At 70.3% G+C, this 17,154-nt stretch carries 12 protein-coding genes and 2 pseudogenes; 10 read left to right on the top strand and 4 right to left on the bottom strand.

Going from position 1 to position 17,154, the window contains the following annotated elements; translation table 11 throughout:
- The first annotated feature begins 176 nt into the window (after positions 1-176).
- Entirely contained in the window at positions 177-902 is a 726-nt protein-coding gene (locus JAO81_RS29370) for an LmbU family transcriptional regulator (protein WP_233416083.1), read from the top strand.
- A 39-nt stretch (positions 903-941) separates the two neighbouring features.
- Here the strand turns inward: JAO81_RS29370 and JAO81_RS29365 are convergent, their stop codons facing one another.
- Complete coding sequence (locus JAO81_RS29365; RefSeq protein WP_199550983.1) at positions 942-1,589, bottom strand: FMN-binding negative transcriptional regulator; 648 nt, start codon at positions 1,587-1,589, stop codon at positions 942-944.
- 253 nt (positions 1,590-1,842) lie between these two features.
- Here JAO81_RS29365 and JAO81_RS29360 point away from each other — a divergent pair, with 253 nt between their 5' ends.
- On the top strand, positions 1,843-3,186 hold the full coding sequence (locus JAO81_RS29360; RefSeq protein ID WP_199550982.1) for a lysine N(6)-hydroxylase/L-ornithine N(5)-oxygenase family protein: 1,344 nt from the start codon (positions 1,843-1,845) through the stop codon (positions 3,184-3,186).
- Between the two features lie 275 nt (positions 3,187-3,461).
- Positions 3,462-4,349, top strand: a pseudogene (gene argB, locus JAO81_RS29355) (acetylglutamate kinase); the annotation flags it as partial.
- A gap of 31 nt (positions 4,350-4,380) precedes the next feature.
- Here argB and JAO81_RS29350 read toward each other — a convergent pair.
- On the bottom strand, positions 4,381-5,310 hold the full coding sequence (locus JAO81_RS29350) for an AfsR/SARP family transcriptional regulator (protein ID WP_199550980.1): 930 nt from the start codon (positions 5,308-5,310) through the stop codon (positions 4,381-4,383).
- On the bottom strand, positions 5,307-6,065 hold the full coding sequence (locus JAO81_RS29345; RefSeq protein WP_233416082.1) for a thioesterase II family protein: 759 nt from the start codon (positions 6,063-6,065) through the stop codon (positions 5,307-5,309). Before JAO81_RS29345 ends, JAO81_RS29350 begins: the two co-directional genes overlap by 4 nt.
- Before the next feature lie 293 nt (positions 6,066-6,358).
- Between JAO81_RS29345 and JAO81_RS29340 the strand changes: the two genes are divergently transcribed.
- The 5 genes and pseudogenes from JAO81_RS29340 to JAO81_RS29320 form a co-directional block, all read left to right on the top strand.
- On the top strand, positions 6,359-7,180 hold the full coding sequence (locus JAO81_RS29340) for an AfsR/SARP family transcriptional regulator (RefSeq protein WP_199550979.1): 822 nt from the start codon (positions 6,359-6,361) through the stop codon (positions 7,178-7,180).
- A 215-nt stretch (positions 7,181-7,395) separates the two neighbouring features.
- Positions 7,396-7,884: a nuclear transport factor 2 family protein gene (locus JAO81_RS29335; protein ID WP_199550978.1), complete on the top strand. Its 489-nt coding sequence runs from the start codon at positions 7,396-7,398 to the stop codon at positions 7,882-7,884.
- Positions 7,885-8,019: 135 nt separating this feature from the next.
- On the top strand, positions 8,020-10,113 hold the full coding sequence (locus JAO81_RS29330) for a condensation domain-containing protein (protein ID WP_199550977.1): 2,094 nt from the start codon (positions 8,020-8,022) through the stop codon (positions 10,111-10,113).
- Positions 10,114-10,145: 32 nt separating this feature from the next.
- Positions 10,146-10,424, top strand: a complete 279-nt coding sequence (locus tag JAO81_RS29325; protein WP_199550976.1) for a hypothetical protein — start codon at positions 10,146-10,148, stop codon at positions 10,422-10,424.
- A gap of 92 nt (positions 10,425-10,516) precedes the next feature.
- Positions 10,517-10,673: pseudogene (locus JAO81_RS29320) on the top strand (IS5/IS1182 family transposase); the annotation flags it as partial.
- Positions 10,674-10,835: 162 nt separating this feature from the next.
- Here JAO81_RS29320 and JAO81_RS29315 read toward each other — a convergent pair.
- Positions 10,836-12,041, bottom strand: coding sequence for an aminotransferase class V-fold PLP-dependent enzyme (locus JAO81_RS29315; RefSeq protein WP_199550975.1), 1,206 nt, complete (start codon positions 12,039-12,041; stop codon positions 10,836-10,838).
- A 420-nt stretch (positions 12,042-12,461) separates the two neighbouring features.
- On the opposite strand from JAO81_RS29315, the gene JAO81_RS29310 reads away from it, so the two are divergent.
- Together JAO81_RS29310 and JAO81_RS29305 are read left to right on the top strand one after the other, a co-directional pair.
- Positions 12,462-12,851, top strand: coding sequence for a hypothetical protein (locus JAO81_RS29310; RefSeq protein WP_199550974.1), 390 nt, complete (start codon positions 12,462-12,464; stop codon positions 12,849-12,851).
- Positions 12,852-13,100: 249 nt separating this feature from the next.
- Positions 13,101-17,153, top strand: a complete 4,053-nt coding sequence (locus JAO81_RS29305) for an AMP-binding protein (RefSeq protein WP_199550973.1) — start codon at positions 13,101-13,103, stop codon at positions 17,151-17,153.
- The last annotated feature ends 1 nt before the right edge of the window (position 17,154 follow it).

Genomic DNA, 17,154 nt, shown 5'->3' with positions numbered 1-17,154 from the left:
TTCCGCACCGAATATGGGAACCCCCCCGCCAGTCCCCGTCGCGAGGACAACCCCGCGCGCCGCCCGGCCGCCACCAGCCGGGCGGCGCGCAAGCGTTCGAGCGGGCCTCAGGTGACGGCCGAGGTACCCCTGCGAGGCTTCACGTCGGTTCAGTGCATCCTGCTCCTGGAGGCGTGATGGCGCACCAGACCGAACACACCGCAGGCCTCGCCGGCTCCATGGCGCCCGCGCTCCCGCAGCAACCGCCCCGGCAGCCGCGGGCCACGCCGGACGCGCCGCGCCGGGGTCAAGTGCTGACCACGCGGGTCGGCCTGCAGATACCGGCCAAGATGGCCTACGACGAATGGGAGCGCGCCGGACGGCAGCTCGCCGACGTCCTCGACTCGTCCTCCTGGTGGAAGGGCGATTGGATGGTCTACGGGAAAGACCACTACACCGACCGCTACCAGCGCGGCATCCGGGCCGTCGGACTCTCGTACCAGACGCTGCGCAACTACGCCTGGGTCTCCCGGCGCTTCGACCACAGCCGGCGCAGACCGGCCCTGACCTTCCAGCATCACGCGGAACTGGCGTCCATGACCGTGCCGGAACAGGAGCTCTGGCTCGACCGCGCCGAGGAACACCGGTGGACCACCAAGCAGTTGCGCAACGCCATCCGCGCAGTCCACCAGGGCGAGGAGCCGCGGAGCGTCCCGCCCGCACCGAGCCGTCAGCTGGAGCTGCCCGGCAACCGGATCGAGCGGTGGCACCAAGCCGCACGGCAACGGGGCGTGGACTTCGAGCAGTGGGTGGTCAGCACGCTCGACAGTGCGGCGCACAGCACCCTGGACGAGGAGACCGGCGAGCCCGATGCGGACCTCATCGAGCAGTCGGCCCGGCCTGCGGCAGGTGTGCGTGCCTGACCGCACGGCCTGTCCGCCCGTGTCCGGGCGCCGCTCCTGTCATCCGCCCAGCTTGCTCATCAGGGCCGCCGTCTCGCGCCGGTAGGTGCAACCGCTCTGCCCGAACGACTCCCGCACCCGCTCGCGGACTTCTCCGGGCTGCTCCTGGCTCAGCTTGAACATGCCCTCGGCCTTGGTGACGGTGAGCCGGAAGGCGCCCACGGCGGGCACGATCTTGCGGAAGTAGTCGAGCGAGGCGGTCATGTCCCAGCCGTCGCCGAAGGCCCCCTCGTAGGCGCTCACGGTGGCCTGTACGACCTCCAGCGTCTCCTCGACAGTGGTGATCTTCTCGATCACGCCGCGTACATGCACCGAGGTGAAGTTCCAGGTCGGAGCGGCCGGCGTCGTCTCGTACACGGTGGGCGAGACGTACGAGTGCGGGCCGGTGAACGTCAGCAGCAGCAACTCGCCGTCCTGCAGCGCCGACCAGTGCGGGTTGGCCCGGTTCAGATGCCCGAGCAGCGTGGCGCCGGGCAGTCCGCCCTCCAGGTCACCGACGGCCGCGGGGTCGAAGATCACCGGCAGGTGCGTGGCGAAGGGCACTTCCTGCGGGGCTCCGTTGGTCACCGCGAGCGCCAGCGGATTGCCACGGACCAGGTCCACCATCCAGGACGCGTCCGGCTCACGATAGAAGCTGGGTACGAACATCCGAATTCACCTTTCGGGAATAGAGTCGGGGACGGGGCCCTGGCGCAGGGCAAGGGGAATCCAGAAGAACGCCGATCACGCTACTGGCCGTCCTGTCGACGGGACAACCTTCTTGGAAATAAGGGCGTTCGACGACGCCGGGGAGAATTCCACCCTCATTTCGGTTGCCGCACGACACCCGGAAGAGAACACTGCAAAACGGTCTCTCGAGCCAGCCGGTCGAGTTTTCCACACGCCAGCGGGAGAGTTTTCTATGGACACAACGGGTAGGCCCAGCGAAGAGATCTACGACGTGGTCGGCATCGGGTTCGGTCCGTCCAACATGGCGCTCGCCATCGCCCTGGAGGAGCACGAGGCCACGTCCCCCGAGCAGCCGATCAGGTCGCACTTCTTCGAGCGGCAGCTCATGTTCGGCTGGCATCGGAACATGCTGCTGCCGTCGACCACGATGCAGATCTCGTTCCTCAAGGACCTGGTGACCTTCAGGAACCCGGTCTCGCGGTACAGCTTCATCTCCTTCCTTCACGCCTCCGACCGACTTGTTCAGTTCGTCAACAACCAGGACTTCTACCCGACCCGCCATGAATTCCATCAGTATCTGGAGTGGGCGGCGTCGAGCCTGAGCGACCGGGTCACCTACGGGACGGAGGTCACCGCCATCCGGCCCGTCGCCGACGCGGACGGCCGGCCGGGGCTCCTGGACGTCGAGGTGCGCGGCGCCGACGGAACGACCAGGGTCGTCACCGCGCGCAACGTGGCCATCTCCACGGGACTGGTACCGCGGCTGCCGGACGGCATGTCGGCCGGCGCGCGGGTCTGGCACAGCTCGGAGTTCCTCAGCAGGTATCAGCAGCAGCCCCCGCACGAGCTCCGCAACGTGGCGGTGGTCGGCGCCGGCCAGAGCGCGGCCGAGATCACCCGGTTCCTCTACGACTCGCTGCCGCACGCCGAGGTTTCCGCGATCCTCCCGTCGTACGGCTACTCCGTCGCCGACGACACCCCCTTCGCGAACCAGATCTTCGACCCCAACGCGGTCGACGAGTACTACTTCGGCACGGAACGCGCCCGTGACTCGTTCTGGCGCTACCACCGCAACACCAACTACTCGGTGGTCGACGCGGACGTCATCCGTGCGCTGTACCAGCGTTCGTACGACGAGCAGGTGCGCGGCAGCCTGCGGCTGCACTTCCGCAACCTCACACGGGTCGCCGAGATCGAGCATCTGGGCGACGCGACAAAGGTCGTCCTGCACTCCGTACTCGACGGCACCCAGGAGCAGATCGTCGTCGACGCGCTGGTGTTCGCCACCGGTTACGACGGCCTGGACCCGGCGAGGCTGCTGGGCGACGACTTCGACCGCAACTTCAAGCGCGACGAGTCCGGCAGGCATCAGGTGACCCGCGACTACCGCCTCGTCACCGCGACCGGTCTGACGTGCGGGGTCTATCTGCAGGGCGGCACCGAGCACACCCACGGGTTGTCCTCGGCACTGTTGTCGAACATCGCGGTGCGCAGCGGGGAGATCGCCGGCTCCATCGTGATGCGGCGCGCCCCGGCGGAGCTGGCCGATGCGCAGCTCGCGCACTCGGCTGTCTGAGCGCCCGCAGTCCCCGGCGCCGCAGGGGTCGCCGTATGTCTCCGCTGCATCCGTTCTCGAGCAGTTCACGACGATCCGTCGAGCGGACGGTGAGTCACTGTCCGCAGAGCTCTCAGGCGGTTGAGGGGCACCCGGCCACGCGTACCCGAACCGTACTGACACAACTTCCCTGCTGATCAGGCCCGGCGCGCGTCCGGGTCCTCCACAGAAGGAATCGTGCCCATGAGCGCCCTTGTCCCGGTCGGTGAACTCATCGCTCCTCCTGCGAGGTTCTCATGACATCCCTGACACACCTCGCCCAGCTCAAAGCCAATGCCATCGACGACGCTCTGCCCTGGCTCGCCCGCCACCAGGGCCACACGCTTGTCATCAAGCTGGGCGGCCACGCGATGGTCGACGAGAGCCTCACGGCGGCGTTCGCCCGCGACATCGTCTTTCTGCGGTGCGCCGGGCTGCGGCCCGTGGTGGTGCACGGGGGCGGTCCGCAGATCGACGCCGAGCTCGCCCTGCACGGTCTGACGCGGGAGTTCAAGGCGGGCCTGCGGATCACCTCGCCGCTCGCGATGGACGTGGTGCGGATGACGCTCTCCGGCCGGCTCCAGCGCGAACTGGTCGGCCTGATCAACCAGTTCGCTCCGCTCGCTGTCGGCATGACCGGCGAGGACGCCGACACCCTGACCGCGAAGCAGCACCAGCCGTGGATCGACGGGGAGCCGGTGGACATCGGCCGAGTCGGCGAGATCGTCGAAGTACGGACCGGCGCCATCGAGGACCTGCTCTCGGCCGGCCGGATACCGGTGATCCCCCCGCGGGCCCGCAGTGTGGAGGACGGCCAGGTCTACAACGCCAACGCCGACACTGTGGCGGCGGCGCTCGCGACCGCCCTCGGCGCCCAGCAGCTCATCATGCTCACCGACGTGGCGGGCCTGTACGAGGACTGGCCGCACAGCGACAAGGTCGTGGAACGGCTCACGATCAGCGAACTGGAGAAACTCCTGCCGGAGTTGAGCAGCGGCATGGTGCCCAAGATGACGGGCTGCCTCGACGCCGTGAAGGGCGGGGTCGGCGCGGCTCGCGTGATCGACGGCAGGGTCGCGCACGCGGTGCTCCTGCAGATGTTCCCCGGCGACGGGTTCGGGACGGTCGTCGTTCCCGACCCGGAGGTCCTGGAGACACTGCAGGACAACCCGTTCCTCAAAGCGATGACTTCAAGTGCCGCTCGGTCACACAGCACCTTTTGAGCATGTCCTCATGAGCCCGCTCGAGCCGGTCGATACGGGTCTGGAGCTCGGCGACCTGGGTCACCAGGCTCGGCGGGTGCGGGCGCGTGGACGCCAGGGCGGGTGAGTGGTTGAGGATCGCCTCGAGGCGATAGCGCAGGGCAAGGCCCGGCTCGATGCCGAGCGTGCCGATCAGACGACGGCGCGCGCTTTCGTAGACGCCGAGTGCCTCGCTCTGACGGCCTCCCCGGTACAGGGCGACCATCAGCAGGTCGTAGAAGCGCTCTCGCAGCGGATGGTCGGCGATGAGCCGCTCCAGGTCGGGGATGACAGCGAGATAGGTGCTCGTGTCCAGACGGGCCTCGTACAGAGCTTCCAGGGTGGTCAGTCGCTGTTCCTCGAGGCGGTCCGCCTCGGCCGTGCAGATGGGCCCGTGACAGCTGTCCAGCAAGGCCGGCCCGTGCCACAACTCAATGGCCTGGCTCAGGAGTTCCACCGCGTAACGCGGGTCTTCGGGCACGGCTGTCCGTCCTTCCGCGGACAGCCGTGAGAAGCGGGCGACATCGGTCGAGGCATGACCGAGCGTGAGCAGGTATCCGGTGGGCAACGTGCTGATCCACTCGTGGTCGCGGTCCGGAAGCAGCCTGCGCAGCCGTGAGACATGGGCCTGCAGCGCGTTCGGCGCGTTGGCGGGCGGCCGGTCTCCCCACAGCTCCTCGACCAGGCGGTCCACCGAAAGACGCTCCCCGGCATGGATGACCAGGGCCGCGAGCAGAGCCCTCTGCTTGGGACTGGCGGGCGCGAAGCCGACCCCTGTCCGCGCATCGTGCACGATCACGGGACCGAGCAGCCGGAACTCCGTCGCCTCGCGCACCGCCGGTGCGGCGAGTTGCCCGACGGTCATCGCACTGCCTGGGCCGACTCCTCGGCCGACAGCAAGGCGCGGCTCACGTCGTCGTGGATCCGCTGCGTCACCTCGGCAAGCCGGCTGCCCTGGAAGTAGAAGTGGCCACCGTCGAAGAGGTGGTGGCCGAGGAAGCGCTCGGATACCCCGGCCCAACCGGCCATGCGCTGCGGCGGGGCCACATGGTCCTGGGCGCCGCCGAACAAGGACAGAGGTACAGGCAGCGGAGCGGTGAGCGGCGGGGTACGCCAGGTCTCGCTGATCCGCAGGTCCGCGCGGATGGTCGGCGAGAACAGTTCCCACAGCTCGTCGTGGGCCATGACCGAGGACGACGTACCGCCCATCGCGGTGAGCTCCGCACGCAGGTCGGCGTCCGAGAGCAGGTGGCGGCGTGTGGGGTCACCGTCGGGGTGCAGCGTGCTGCGTGCGGACACCCCCAGCCAGACGGGCGGGGTCCGCCCGGCGGCCAGCAGACGGCGGGTCAGTTCGTACGCCACGAGCCCGCCCATGCTGTGCCCGAAGAACGCGAAACGGCCCCGCAGCCTGTCGTCCAGCTCATGCTCGAAGTAATCAAGGAGCGCACCGGTGTCGCTCACGGCGGCCCGCTCGTCGCGCGGACCGCGGCCCGGGGCATCGGGCACGTACACGTCCCAGTCCGACGGGAAGCATGCCGGCCAATCGCGGTACATCAGATGCGAGCCACCGGAGTGATGGAACACGAACAGACGCAGCCGGGGCTCAAGGGCCTTACGCATGGCGGCTCCCGCGACAGGACACTCACGTGTCCGGATGGATGGCCTGGCCCTGGACCGAGGACAGGGCTTGTCGACGATAGCCGCGGTGTTGCGCGGACAGCCGCCCGCTCAAGTCGGGCTCGATGCGCTCTGGAGATCCTCTCCAGCCCGAACGAGCCTGCGTACAGGCTGACTCGAGCGCAGCTAAAGGCCCGTACGAACAGGGCCAGAACCGTTCTATCTTGCGACGGACCCCCAGACCCGCTGGCTGGTCTCCGGTACGACCAACACTCGTTGCGTACGGGGAGGAAACTGTGGAGATTCAGGTTCTGGGCCCGCTCACCGCCACCCTCGACGGCGTCTCGATCGTGCCCACCGCGAGCAAACCTCGCCAACTCCTTGCGTTGTTCGCCTTCCAGCCGGGTCGGATCGTCCCGGTGGGCACACTCATGGAGGAGCTCTGGTCTTCCCACCTTCCGCAGAGCGCCATGACCACACTGCAGACGTACGTACTGCAGCTGCGCCGCCGGCTGGGCACCGCCATGGGACCCGACTCCCCCGGCAATGCCAAGGAGATCCTCGCCACCCGGCACGGCGGCTATGTCCTGCAGATATCGGCCGACTGCGTGGACGTGTACCGCTACGAGCAGTTGGTGGCCGACGGCCAACGCGCCTTCGAGAGCGGCGAGGACGCCCACGCGGCCGAGCACTTCAAGAGTGCTCTCGCGATGTGGAAAGGACCCACTCTTGTCGATGTCCCCGCCGGCACGGTCCTCTCCATCGAGATCCTCCGGCTGCGGGAGTCCCGTCTGGTCACGCTCGAGCGCCGGATCGACGCCGATCTGCGGCTGGGTCGGCACGGCGACCTCGTCTCGGAACTCGCGGACCTGATCGCACGCCATCCGCAGCACGAGGGGCTGCACGCGCAGGCGATGGTCGCGCTGTACCGCGCCGGCCGCCAGGCGACCGCACTCGATGTCTACCGCAGGCTGCGCAAGCGTCTCATCGACGAACTCGGTGTGGAGCCCTCGCCGCAGTTGCAGCGTCTGCACCAGATGATCCTTGCTGTCGATCCGGCGCTGGATGTGCTGTCGGGCGAGCGGCGCACCTCGACGTTCAACCTGTTTGCGGCCTGATCACGTCACTCGGCCCGTGCACTCAGCTTTCCGAGTCGCGTCACGCCTTGCGCCGTTGTCATCGGCGGTCGTGTCAGGGCGGTAACCGGCAACAAGGCACGGCGGGGCCGAGCAGAGGGCGCTCCAGGAACCCTCGAGCCGGTTTCGACGGATGCTCGATCAACGTCCCGGACACTGGCCGGACTGATATCGGGACGGATCCGGAGGCCGGGACCATGACCGTCGAGTTGATCGACACCAGCACGGAACGCCTCGGCCGGGCCCAGGATTTCGCGGCGCTGCACCGGCAGGCCGAGCAGTTCTACGCCCATCAGATGCGCATCCTCGATACGCACGATGTCGCGGCGTGGGGTGGCCTGTTCACCGAGGACGCAACCCTCGACCTGCCTTTTCTGCCCGAGCCGGTGCCGGCGCGCACCGGGCTGACCCGTTATCCCCGCGCCGGTGCGGCGCGCCGACGGCGGGCCGGCCACCGCCTCACCCACTGGGTGGGCCGGCTCGACCTGCTGCCCGGTCACGATCATGCACTGCGCACCCGTTGTTCGGCCCTCGTACACGCACCGTCGGACGGAAGCGGCAGCGAGGCTCTGCACATGGGCGGCGGCAAAGCGCTGTACGTCTGTGTGATGGAGGACGCCCTGGTCCCCAGCCGCGGCGAGTGGCGTATCGCGCACCGCCGGGTGCTCCGTGACGACCTGGCCTGAACTGCCGTGCAGCCCACGCCGGTTGATCGGGACGTCAGGATTCTGTCAGGGGTTTGGTGATGGCCTTGCGGATGCTTGAGCGGCGCACCTCGGGAAAGGAGAGGGGCCTTCGCCTGGGCGCGCCCCGGACAGCCGATGACCACTAGCCGCTTCGCTCGTCCACAGGACGAACCGATCGCCGTCATCGTCCGCCTAGGTCCCGACGAGGCTCCCGTGGTGGAGTTGCGCGGGCCGATCGAGGCCACCCGGGTCAAAGCCGCACTCGATGCCCTCTCGGCACGCCGCCCGGACACTCCTGCCTGGCTGGCCGACCTGCACAGCCGTGGGCCCGGGCAGCACACACTGCGCTTCAACCGCCGCGCGCACTCGGCCCGGGAGCAACCGCCCCTGGCCGCGCTGGCCGACCTCCCCACGGGTGGCGGCCGCGGTTCCTTGCGCCCCCGGCGGCTGCCCGCGACGCCGCTGCAGCGTGAACTCCTCGCGGACGCGGACGCGCACCCCGGTTCCGGGCGCCAGGTCGAGCAGGTGGCCTGGGACTGGCACGGCCCCTTGGACGTGGCGCGGTTCACCGCGGCTTGGCACTCGGTCTTCGCCAGGGAGTCCGTGCTGCGCACGGCCTTCGACGGCTGGGCAGAACCCGGTCTTGTCATTCACGAGGAGGCCGAATCGCAGATTCTGCGCATGCCGTACGGCAGCACCGAATGGCCCTCTCTCGTCGAAGCCGAACGGCGCCGCGGCATCGACCCGCGCCGCCCGGCCCCTCTGCGTATCACCCTGCTGGGAGGCGGCCCACAGGTACGGGCGCGACCGGCCCGGGTTCTCCTCACGTACCATCACGCGCTGCTCGACGGCTTCTCGATCCGGCTGCTGGTCAGGGAGTTCTACCGTGGCTACCTCGCCGGTGGTGTACTGCCCGGCGGAGAGCGGCGTCCCGACATGACGGACTACGGGACCTGGCTCGCCGCGCAGCGCACCACACCCGCCGAGGGCTTTTTCGCGGCTTCCGGTGACTGTGCCGTTTCCGGTGGGGTCCGGGCCGGTGAACCGTTGTGTGTTCCCCCTCTGTTCACCGCCGGCGGGCGCGGCGACGGACGGTCCCTGCTGCGGCTGACCGAGCAGGAGACAACAGAGCTCAGGCGCTGGGCCGCGCGGTGGGGTGCGGGCGAGTTCATCGCGCTGCAGGCGGTGTGGTCGCTGCTCCTGTACCGCGCCGGCCGGGCCGAGGGACGGGCACAGGTGCGCTTCGCCACGACCGCCACCGGCCGCACCGTCCCGTTCGAGGGGGCGGAGCTCACCCCCGGCGCTCTGGCCGGTCCGCTGCCGCAGTCCGTGCTCGTGGACCCGCACGCCACGCTGCCCGAACTGATCGCCGCGTTGCGTGACCGTTTCCTCGACCAGACCGCGTACGAATGGATGTCGCTGGGGCAGATCCACGATCTGGCCGGCAGGACGCAGCCGCCCGCCGACACTCTGCTCACCTTCGAGGCGGCACCGCGCATCCTCACCGCTGCGCAGACCGAACTCGGCGCACTCGGCGTCGAGGTGGAGCCGCCGCAGAGCCTCGGCGCGCACACCGCCTACCCGGTCACCCTGATCGCCCAGCACGACCGGCAAGGCCGTCTGGTCCTGACCGCCACCTACGACCGGGCGCACCGTCGCGACGTCATGGAACTGCTCGCGCATGTGGTGCTGCTGCTGCGCGAACTGCCAAGAGGCGCAGGTGAGTTCACCTCCGTCGGCGAGGCGCTCGAGTTGCTTTCCGGGCTGGGGATCGGAACCCCGCCGCGAGCGAAGTCCGCGGAGGCGCCGAAACCGGGCGAGGCCCCCGAGGACCGTGTCCCGCAGGCTGTTCTGCGCCTTCCCGCATGCGCCGGTGCCGGCACGATCGGCCTGCTGCGGGCACCGGGCATCTCCCGTGCCTTCTACGGCCTGCTCGCTCACGCCTACAGCGGGCCGGAGGAGATTCTCCTGTTGGGTCCCGTACCGGCCGGCGGCCCCGCGGCGGACACCGCCGCACGCGCCGTGCACGCCACCCTCGGCGCCCGTATCCGTTCCGGCGCAGGCCTGGCCCTGGTCGCCTTCTCCGGTGACGGCGAGGCCGCCTGCGCCATCGCCGCACTCAGTGCGGCCGACGGCCACCGGCCGCTTGCCGTCGTGCTCGACGCGGCGGGAACCGCTCCCGACAGCCTGGCCCGCGCACTGGCGTCCGCCCTCGGTCGCGGGCTGTGAATCCCCTTCGGTGCGACCACAAGGAGGCATCCGTGCCTGTTCATCAGCGCAAGGACGAGATCGTCTCCCGTGCCTGGGCACAGGCGTTGGCGATGACCCGCGGGGACGGCGACCGCGCGGACCTGGTCGCCGCCGCACTCGAGGCGCACCGCGCGCTGTCGCGCGGGTTCAAACAGCACGTCCCGGTGACCGCTCTCGTACCGGGCGGCGCGGCGAGCGGACTCGCCGCCTTCGTCGCGGTGTACGCGACCTGTCGGCAAGAGCACCGTCCGCCCGGACCGAGTGCTGCGCTCTCGTTCGAGGAGCGCTGAGCACCGCCCCGTTCGTTGCTCGGGTCATGGACATAGTTCAGCGTCTGGTGCCGGACGGGCTGTGGGAGATCTTCCAGGACCTGTTCGGCTCGCACGGTGACCTCGACTGGTCTCGCTGCGCGATTGGCAGTGTCAGCGTCCGCGCGGTCAAAGGGGGCCTGACCGGACCGAATCCGACCGACCGACCGCGACAAACTCGGGTCGAAGGTTCACGTCATTTGTGACCGCAACGGGCTGCCGATCTCGGTAGGCATCTCCGAGAATGTCGTGGCTGAACGGCTGCCGCCGCCTGCACCGCCGCTACGAGCGCAAGGCCAAGGCTTGAAGCAGGGGCGTGCTGTCGGATTGAGATCCCCCGACCGCCCTCGCGTGCGCCCATGGACTCGGTCCGCCCGCCGACGCGCCTGGCGGCTATCGGCCGTGCGGCAGCCCGAGCGCCCCGGTGTCCTCCTTGGCCGCCGTGCGCACCGGGAAGCGCAGGATCGTGGCGCCCTCGTGCTGCCGGCGGGGAGTGTCGGCCGCGGGGCTGCGGTACGTCGCGGCCAGGACGTCGTTCAGCGCCTCGCCGAATCGGGCAATGTCCTGCGCGGTGGTGTCGTGGTGCAGTGAGACACGGAGCGCGGTCGTGATGCCGCGCCCCGGCAGGTAGAGCGGGTTCTCCTGGCCGACCATCTTGCGCACCACGACATCTCGGGCCGCGAGCTCCTTGCGCATCAGCCCGGCGGGCAGCCGTTCGTGGCGAAAGGCCAGCATCGCGGACTGAATGCCGCCAGGGGCGATCACGTCGACACCGGGCGCCCGCAGGACCACGTCGCGCGCCTCATCGGCCAACTCCGCGTCCGGGAACAGCTGTGGCCGTCCGGCGAGCGCCGCGTTCAGTGCGACGACGGCAGCGCCGTGCGGCGCCGGCCGCGGCCGGATACCGTCCGGTGGCCCGTAGTAGTCCTTCAACTCCGGCGCGAAGCAAGCGAATCCGAGGTCCTGCGGGCCGCAGAGGAACCGCCAGCCGTCGGCGGTGAGCAGATCGCAGCCGATCCGGGAGACGTCCAGCGGGAGCTGCCCGACGGAGTACGAGGCGTCGACCGCGTACAGGCAGCGGTGGGCACGCAGCATGCGGCCGATGTCCTCGACCGGGTTGACGATGCCGCACCCGGCTGGGACATGCGTCACGGAAACGAGCGCGACGCTGTCGTCGAGGTGGGCTTGCATCCACTCCAGATCCAGATCGCCGTTCTCCCGCAGCGGGACGACGGTCAGGTCGCAGCGTGTCCGGTCGCGCAGTGCGTACAGCGCGGTCAGCTGCTCGTGACCCTCGTACGGCGTGGTCCAGACGCGGTCGCCCGGTCCCAGCGGCAGTTGCTCGGTCAAGGCCGCGAATGCGTCGGCCGCACCGGTGAACAGGGCGGTGTCCCCTGTGGGGATGTGCAGCGCGGTGGCCAGTCGGGTGGCGAGCTCGTCCCGCACCACGTCCTCGAGGTACTCCTCAAGTTCATAGGGGCCGTAGCGGTCGTCGTGCCGGGTCCAGTGAACGAACGCCGCACGGGCGGCGTCGGGCATCCGGCCCTGGCCGGCCGGGTCCAGGTGAACCCGTGTACCTCCGTGAGACGTCGCCTTCATGTCCGGGACTCCCCTCAGCGCTTGGAAACTTTCTGCCTGATGCCTTGGCACGATATTGCCAAGCGTCGGGAGATTTTGGCAATGCGCATTCCACCGAGAATCTAGTAAGCGATTTCTTCTACGGAAATAGCCCTCCCGTCGGGCCGACAACCGCGCCTTGCCCTTTCCCCAGGCAGGAAGTTGCCGGATTTTGCCAAGCGGCGCGGATTTCTGCCAAGCGACTGCCAGATCGCATTAATGCAGGTCAAGGCGTTGCTCTCATGGAATACCGGGAGGCAACTGGGGCCTTGGACGGAATTCGACGGAAGACTCGATTACATCTCGACCGATTCACGAGAGAAACACTAGGAACTCTTGCCAAGCTTCTTGGCAGAAGGTTGCCAACGAGGCAACACAAACTGACAAACCAAGGAGCCAGCCATGAACCGCATCGCCCGGATCGCCACCACCGCCGCCATCGCCGCCGCCGCCTTCGCCGGAGTGACCATCAGCTCCTCCTCCGCCTTCGCCGCCGACAACGCGGTCTCGGTGACGCAGTCGGCCGGCGACCCCGGCCTCCCGACCTCCCCCGCCGGCGACCCCGGCCTGCCCGTCGCCCCCACCACCGAGGGCGACCCCGGCCTGCCCACCTCCCCGGCCGGTGACCCGGGCCTCCCGGTCGCCCCCACCACCGAAGGCGACCCCGGCCTCCCGACCACCCCGGCCGGTGACCCGGGCCTCCCGGTCGCCCCCACCACCGAAGGCGACCCCGGCCTGCCCACCACCCCCGCCGGTGACCCGGGCCTGCCCGTCGCCCCCACCGCTCTCTGAGGTGGATCGCGGGTACCGCGAGCAGCGCCACCGAGAAGCCCCCGCCGGCCTTGAGCCGCCGCGGGGGCTTCGGCCTTTTCTCCGCGGCCCGGTTTGCCAAGGCAGCCCGCCCGACTGCGCCGCCGTCCCCCTTGCCGAGCTGCGGATCCAGCGCTGCTCGAGCGAGACAAGACGGTGGCCCCAGAGGTACTTGCCAAAGTGTTGGCAAGAAGTTTCCAAGCCGGAAGGCGTCGCCCCGAGGAGCGAATGATGTCGGTCTTGTCGGTCTGTGATCTTGTCGAGCAGCACATCCGAACCCGGTCCGACGCGCCCCGACTGCGGTCGGCCGCCGACCGCGTCGCCGTCCACCTGCGGACCTGCGGTGTGCGCAACGGCGACCGCGTCGCCACCACGCTGACGACAGGTACGGACGCGGTGGTCGCGCTCCTCGCGGTGTTGCGGGCCGGGGCCACTCTCGTCACCCTCGACCCGTCCACGCCGGCCGCCCGCCGCAGGCTGATCGTGCGCGACAGCCTCGCCCGGGTGGTCCTGACCCGGGGCACCGGCGAAGGCGACTACCGGGGCCTGGACACACTGATCGTGGATCTCGACGGCATCGAAGCGCCGGCCGTCGATCCGGCCGCCGAAGCGCAGGACTTCACCGCGCGCCCCGGCGGGCCGGCCCAGGCACCCGCGTACATCTGGTACGCGGCCGCGGGAACTCCGCAGGGCATCGCCGTCTCGCACCGAGAGCTCCTCGCTACAGCCGTCGCGCCGAACCCCCTTGGTTCGCTGGACCCTCGGGGCACGGACCTCGACGGCACACTGCGCCCGTGGCGCCGGGTCCTGGAGATCGGTGTCGGCGCGCCCGGACGCTTCGCCGCACTGGGCGACCTCCCGGAGTGCGAGGAGTACTGGGCCACCGACCCGTGCGCGCGCACTCTTGCGACACTCGCCGCCCAGGCGCAGTGCGGCCCGGCGCTCACGCGGCGGACGCGGCTGCGTTGTCAGGACCTCGAGGACACCACGGGGCTTCCCTCGAGCCACTTCGACGCGATCGTGCTCGACGCGGTGGTGCGCCGCTGCGCCACCCCCGGTGCTGTGCGTGACCTCGTCGATCGGGCCCTGCCGCTGCTGGCGCCTGGCGGGACGTTGTTCCTCGGCGACGTGAACATCGGCCAGGACGGCACAGGTGCCGATGGCGAACCGCCGCTGCACCCCGGCGTGTTCGCCGCCTTAGCCCGTGAACTGCCGGCGGTCCGGGCCGTGGACCTGCGCATCAAGCGGAACATCCACCACGACGAGCGGACCCGTCACGCCTATGACGTCGTCCTGCACACCGATGAGCCAGTCGCCGATCTCGCGACCGCACCCGTCCTGCGCTGGGGCAGCGACGTCTGGTCACCCGCCGGCGCCACGGCCCTCCTCGAGGCGGCACGTCCCGCGTGCCTGCGACTCGCCGCGGTGCCCGACTCCCGTGCGCCGTACGCCTGGCCCGCCCCGGATCCGGAGGAGCTGTGCGCGGCAGGTGAGCTCCTGGGATATCTCGCCCTGCCTACGTGGTCGGGGCAGGGGCGCGAGCTGCTCGACATCGTCTACGTAGCCCCGGACCGGGCCCCCGCCGCCCCGCTGCCCGGCGTATACACGCGGCCGGCTGCTCCTGCGGGGGGGAGTACGAAGTGGGCGGGCATGACCGCCGAGGGGAGTTCCCCGCGTTCCGAGGCGGCCGCCACGGCGGACCGGACCGAGCCGGGCTCTCCGATCCAGGAGATCGTGCGCGACCTGTTCGCCGAGGTGTTGCGGCTGCCGCGCAGTCGCGTGCACGCCGGATCCGACTTCTTCGCCCTCGGCGCCGACGCATCGGACGCCGATCGGCTGCTGTCCAGGATCCGCGCGACGCTAAAAGCCGACCCGGGCATCCGGGCACTGTACGAGGCATCGACCCCCGCGGAGTTCGCCGCTGTGCTCGGCGACGGCCCGGTCGCCGCCTGCGGGCCGGTCCGCTCGGGCACGGAGAGCACTGTGCTGCCGCTGCGGCTGCACGGTCCGCTCGACCGTCAGGCCCTCGACCGGGCCCTGACCGATCTGGGCCGGCGGCACGAGTCACTGCGCTCTTCGCGTATCGGAGCGGCCGGCACGCGACTGCGCGCGATCGCCGACGACGACCATCTCCTCGAACTGACCCTGCCCGCCGACTCGGTCGACCTGTGGTCGCATCTGCCGCTGGCCGCGGAACTCGCCCAGGCGTACGGGGCCCGTGCCACCGGCGCCGCCCCACACCACTCCCCCACCGGCCTCGACTGCGCGCCCCGGGCGCTGAACGGCGACATTGCACCCACCGCGCTGCCGGGCTGCGCCCCGCGCGAACCCCGGTCGTACGACCCGTGCGCCCATGCGTCGTACCAGCACGTGCAGGTCGACCTGGACGAGCAGCTGCACACCCGGCTCGTCGCGTTCGCCGCCGCGCACGACGCCACCCTGTTCACGGTGGCGCACGCCGCCCTGGTCACCCTGCTGAACTCGCTCGGCGCCGGCGGCCGACGTGTGACGGTGGCCGCGCAGGTCCCGGCCCGGCACAGCCAGGCCCTGCGCGGCGCCGTCGGCTTCTACGCGCGCACTCTGGCTCTGTCCGCGGACACCACAGGCGACCCGGCCTTCAGTGAGCTGCTGCGCCGGGTGCACAGCGCGGACCTGGCCGTCTTCCGGGGTGCCACCAGCGAACTCGCCGAAGCCGGAGGTGTCGCCCTCGCCGTGCTCCATGAAGTGCAGGGAGAACCGTGGCAGTTCGGTGCGGCCGGGCTCACCGTGCGGCCCGAACGGCCCCGACTGCCCGTACCGGATGCCGATGTGGCCCTCACGCTGACCGAACGGCAGACCGCGGAGGGCACTTGTGCGGGCATCGTCCTCGGCGCCGCGTACCGGGACGGGTTGATCGACCAGGAGACCGCGGCGGACCTCGCCGGGCAGTTCGCCGCTGTGCTCACAGCCGTCCTCGACAATCCGGCGCTCCCACTGAGCATGCTCGGTCCCCAGCCGCCGTCAGCCGATGCGTGCGCTCCCTGGGCGGGCGGGCAGAGCCCGCTGCCCGTCGACCGCACCGATGACGTCCTCGCACTCTTCCGCACCCAGGTGGCCCGTGCCCCTCTCGCTCCGGCACTGCCCGGTGTGACCTACGGCGAACTCGACGCTCGCGCCGACATGTTGGCGCATGCGCTGATCGGTCACAGCGCGGGCCCGGGTACCTCGGTGCTGACGGCACTGTCCTCACCTGTCGCCTTCGCGGTGGCCGCGCTCGCCGTCCTCAAGACAGGTGCGGCACTGTTGCCGGTAGACCCCTCCACAGCCTTGACCTCCGATGTGCGCCCTGCGGTGCTGCTGCTGGATGAGACGGCGGATCTGGTACTCGGGCCCGTGCCCGGGGCGGTCCGCCTCGTGCAGGGCGAGGCGGGCCCGGCGTCAGCGCCGTGGCCGGTCGCCGACGCCGACCGCGTCCGTCCGCTCGCCGAAGGTGCGCCGGTGCTGCTCGCTCCCACCGCCGACGGGATCGTTCTGGTCGGTGCCGCCGCCATCGGCGCCGCGGCCCTGGCTCCACCCGGTGACGCCGCCTGGCTGGTCCAGGGCTACCCGGACGCGGACACCACGCTCGGTCTGCTCGGTGTCCTGGTCTGCGGTGCGCGCGTGCACGTGCCGGACGGCTGGCTCGCCAAGGCCGTACCGCAGGAAGTCCTCGGCTGGCTGCGGCAGATGAAGGCACGCACCGTGCTCGGCGGCGCGGACGAGACCTTGTGCGCGTTGCTCGCGCTGGCCCGCGGCGAGGGCATCGAACTCGCTGTCAGCGGTGGTTGGGCGGAGGGCCGCCTGGTCGTCGAGCAGTCCGGCGACCTCCCCGTCAGGCCCGCCCCCGGATACCGCGTCTACCTGCTCGACGGTGAGCTGCGGCAGGTGGCCCCTGGCGAAGAGGGAGCGCTGTACATCGCGGGCGCGGGTGTGGCGCAGGGCTATGCGGGGGCGCCCGCCGCGACCGGTGAGCGGTTCCTGCCCGACCCGTTCGCACCGGACGGTGTTCCTGCCCGGATGTGGCGTACCGGGTGTGCCGGTCGCCTGGATGCCGGCGGTGCGCTGCGTGTGCTGGACCGCGGTGCGGGCGACGACCCGTTCGACGACACGCTCGCCACCTTCGTCGTGCTCGCCGACCCTGAAGGCCATCTCGCGCTGTGGCCCGCGACGCTCGCCGCACCCGCGGGCTGGCGCCGCAGTCACGCCGAGGGTTCCTACGAAACGTGCCTCGACCACATCACCGCTCGCCTGGGCGGGCTTTTGTGAG

This window comes from Streptomyces sp. N35 (genome assembly GCF_016464295.1).
Taxonomy (GTDB): domain Bacteria; phylum Actinomycetota; class Actinomycetes; order Streptomycetales; family Streptomycetaceae; genus Streptomyces.
The sequence above is the reverse complement of the archived record's forward strand: the minus strand, read 5'-3'. Positions and strand labels throughout refer to the sequence as shown.

Excerpts from the sequence above, each read along its gene's own strand:
- JAO81_RS29370 (WP_233416083.1), top strand. The coding sequence starts at position 177 with ATGGCGCACCAGACCGAACACACCGCAGGCCTCGCCGGCTCCATGGCG.
- JAO81_RS29350 (WP_199550980.1), bottom strand. The coding sequence starts at position 5,310 with ATGACCGTCGGGCAACTCGCCGCACCGGCGGTGCGCGAGGCGACGGAG.
- JAO81_RS29310 (WP_199550974.1), top strand. The coding sequence starts at position 12,462 with ATGAACCGCATCGCCCGGATCGCCACCACCGCCGCCATCGCCGCCGCC.
- JAO81_RS29360 (WP_199550982.1), top strand. The coding sequence starts at position 1,843 with ATGGACACAACGGGTAGGCCCAGCGAAGAGATCTACGACGTGGTCGGC.
- JAO81_RS29315 (WP_199550975.1), bottom strand. The coding sequence starts at position 12,041 with ATGAAGGCGACGTCTCACGGAGGTACACGGGTTCACCTGGACCCGGCC.
- JAO81_RS29335 (WP_199550978.1), top strand. The coding sequence starts at position 7,396 with ATGACCGTCGAGTTGATCGACACCAGCACGGAACGCCTCGGCCGGGCC.
- JAO81_RS29305 (WP_199550973.1), top strand. The coding sequence starts at position 13,101 with ATGTCGGTCTTGTCGGTCTGTGATCTTGTCGAGCAGCACATCCGAACC.
- JAO81_RS29330 (WP_199550977.1), top strand. The coding sequence starts at position 8,020 with ATGACCACTAGCCGCTTCGCTCGTCCACAGGACGAACCGATCGCCGTC.
- JAO81_RS29365 (WP_199550983.1), bottom strand. The coding sequence starts at position 1,589 with ATGTTCGTACCCAGCTTCTATCGTGAGCCGGACGCGTCCTGGATGGTG.
- JAO81_RS29345 (WP_233416082.1), bottom strand. The coding sequence starts at position 6,065 with ATGCGTAAGGCCCTTGAGCCCCGGCTGCGTCTGTTCGTGTTCCATCAC.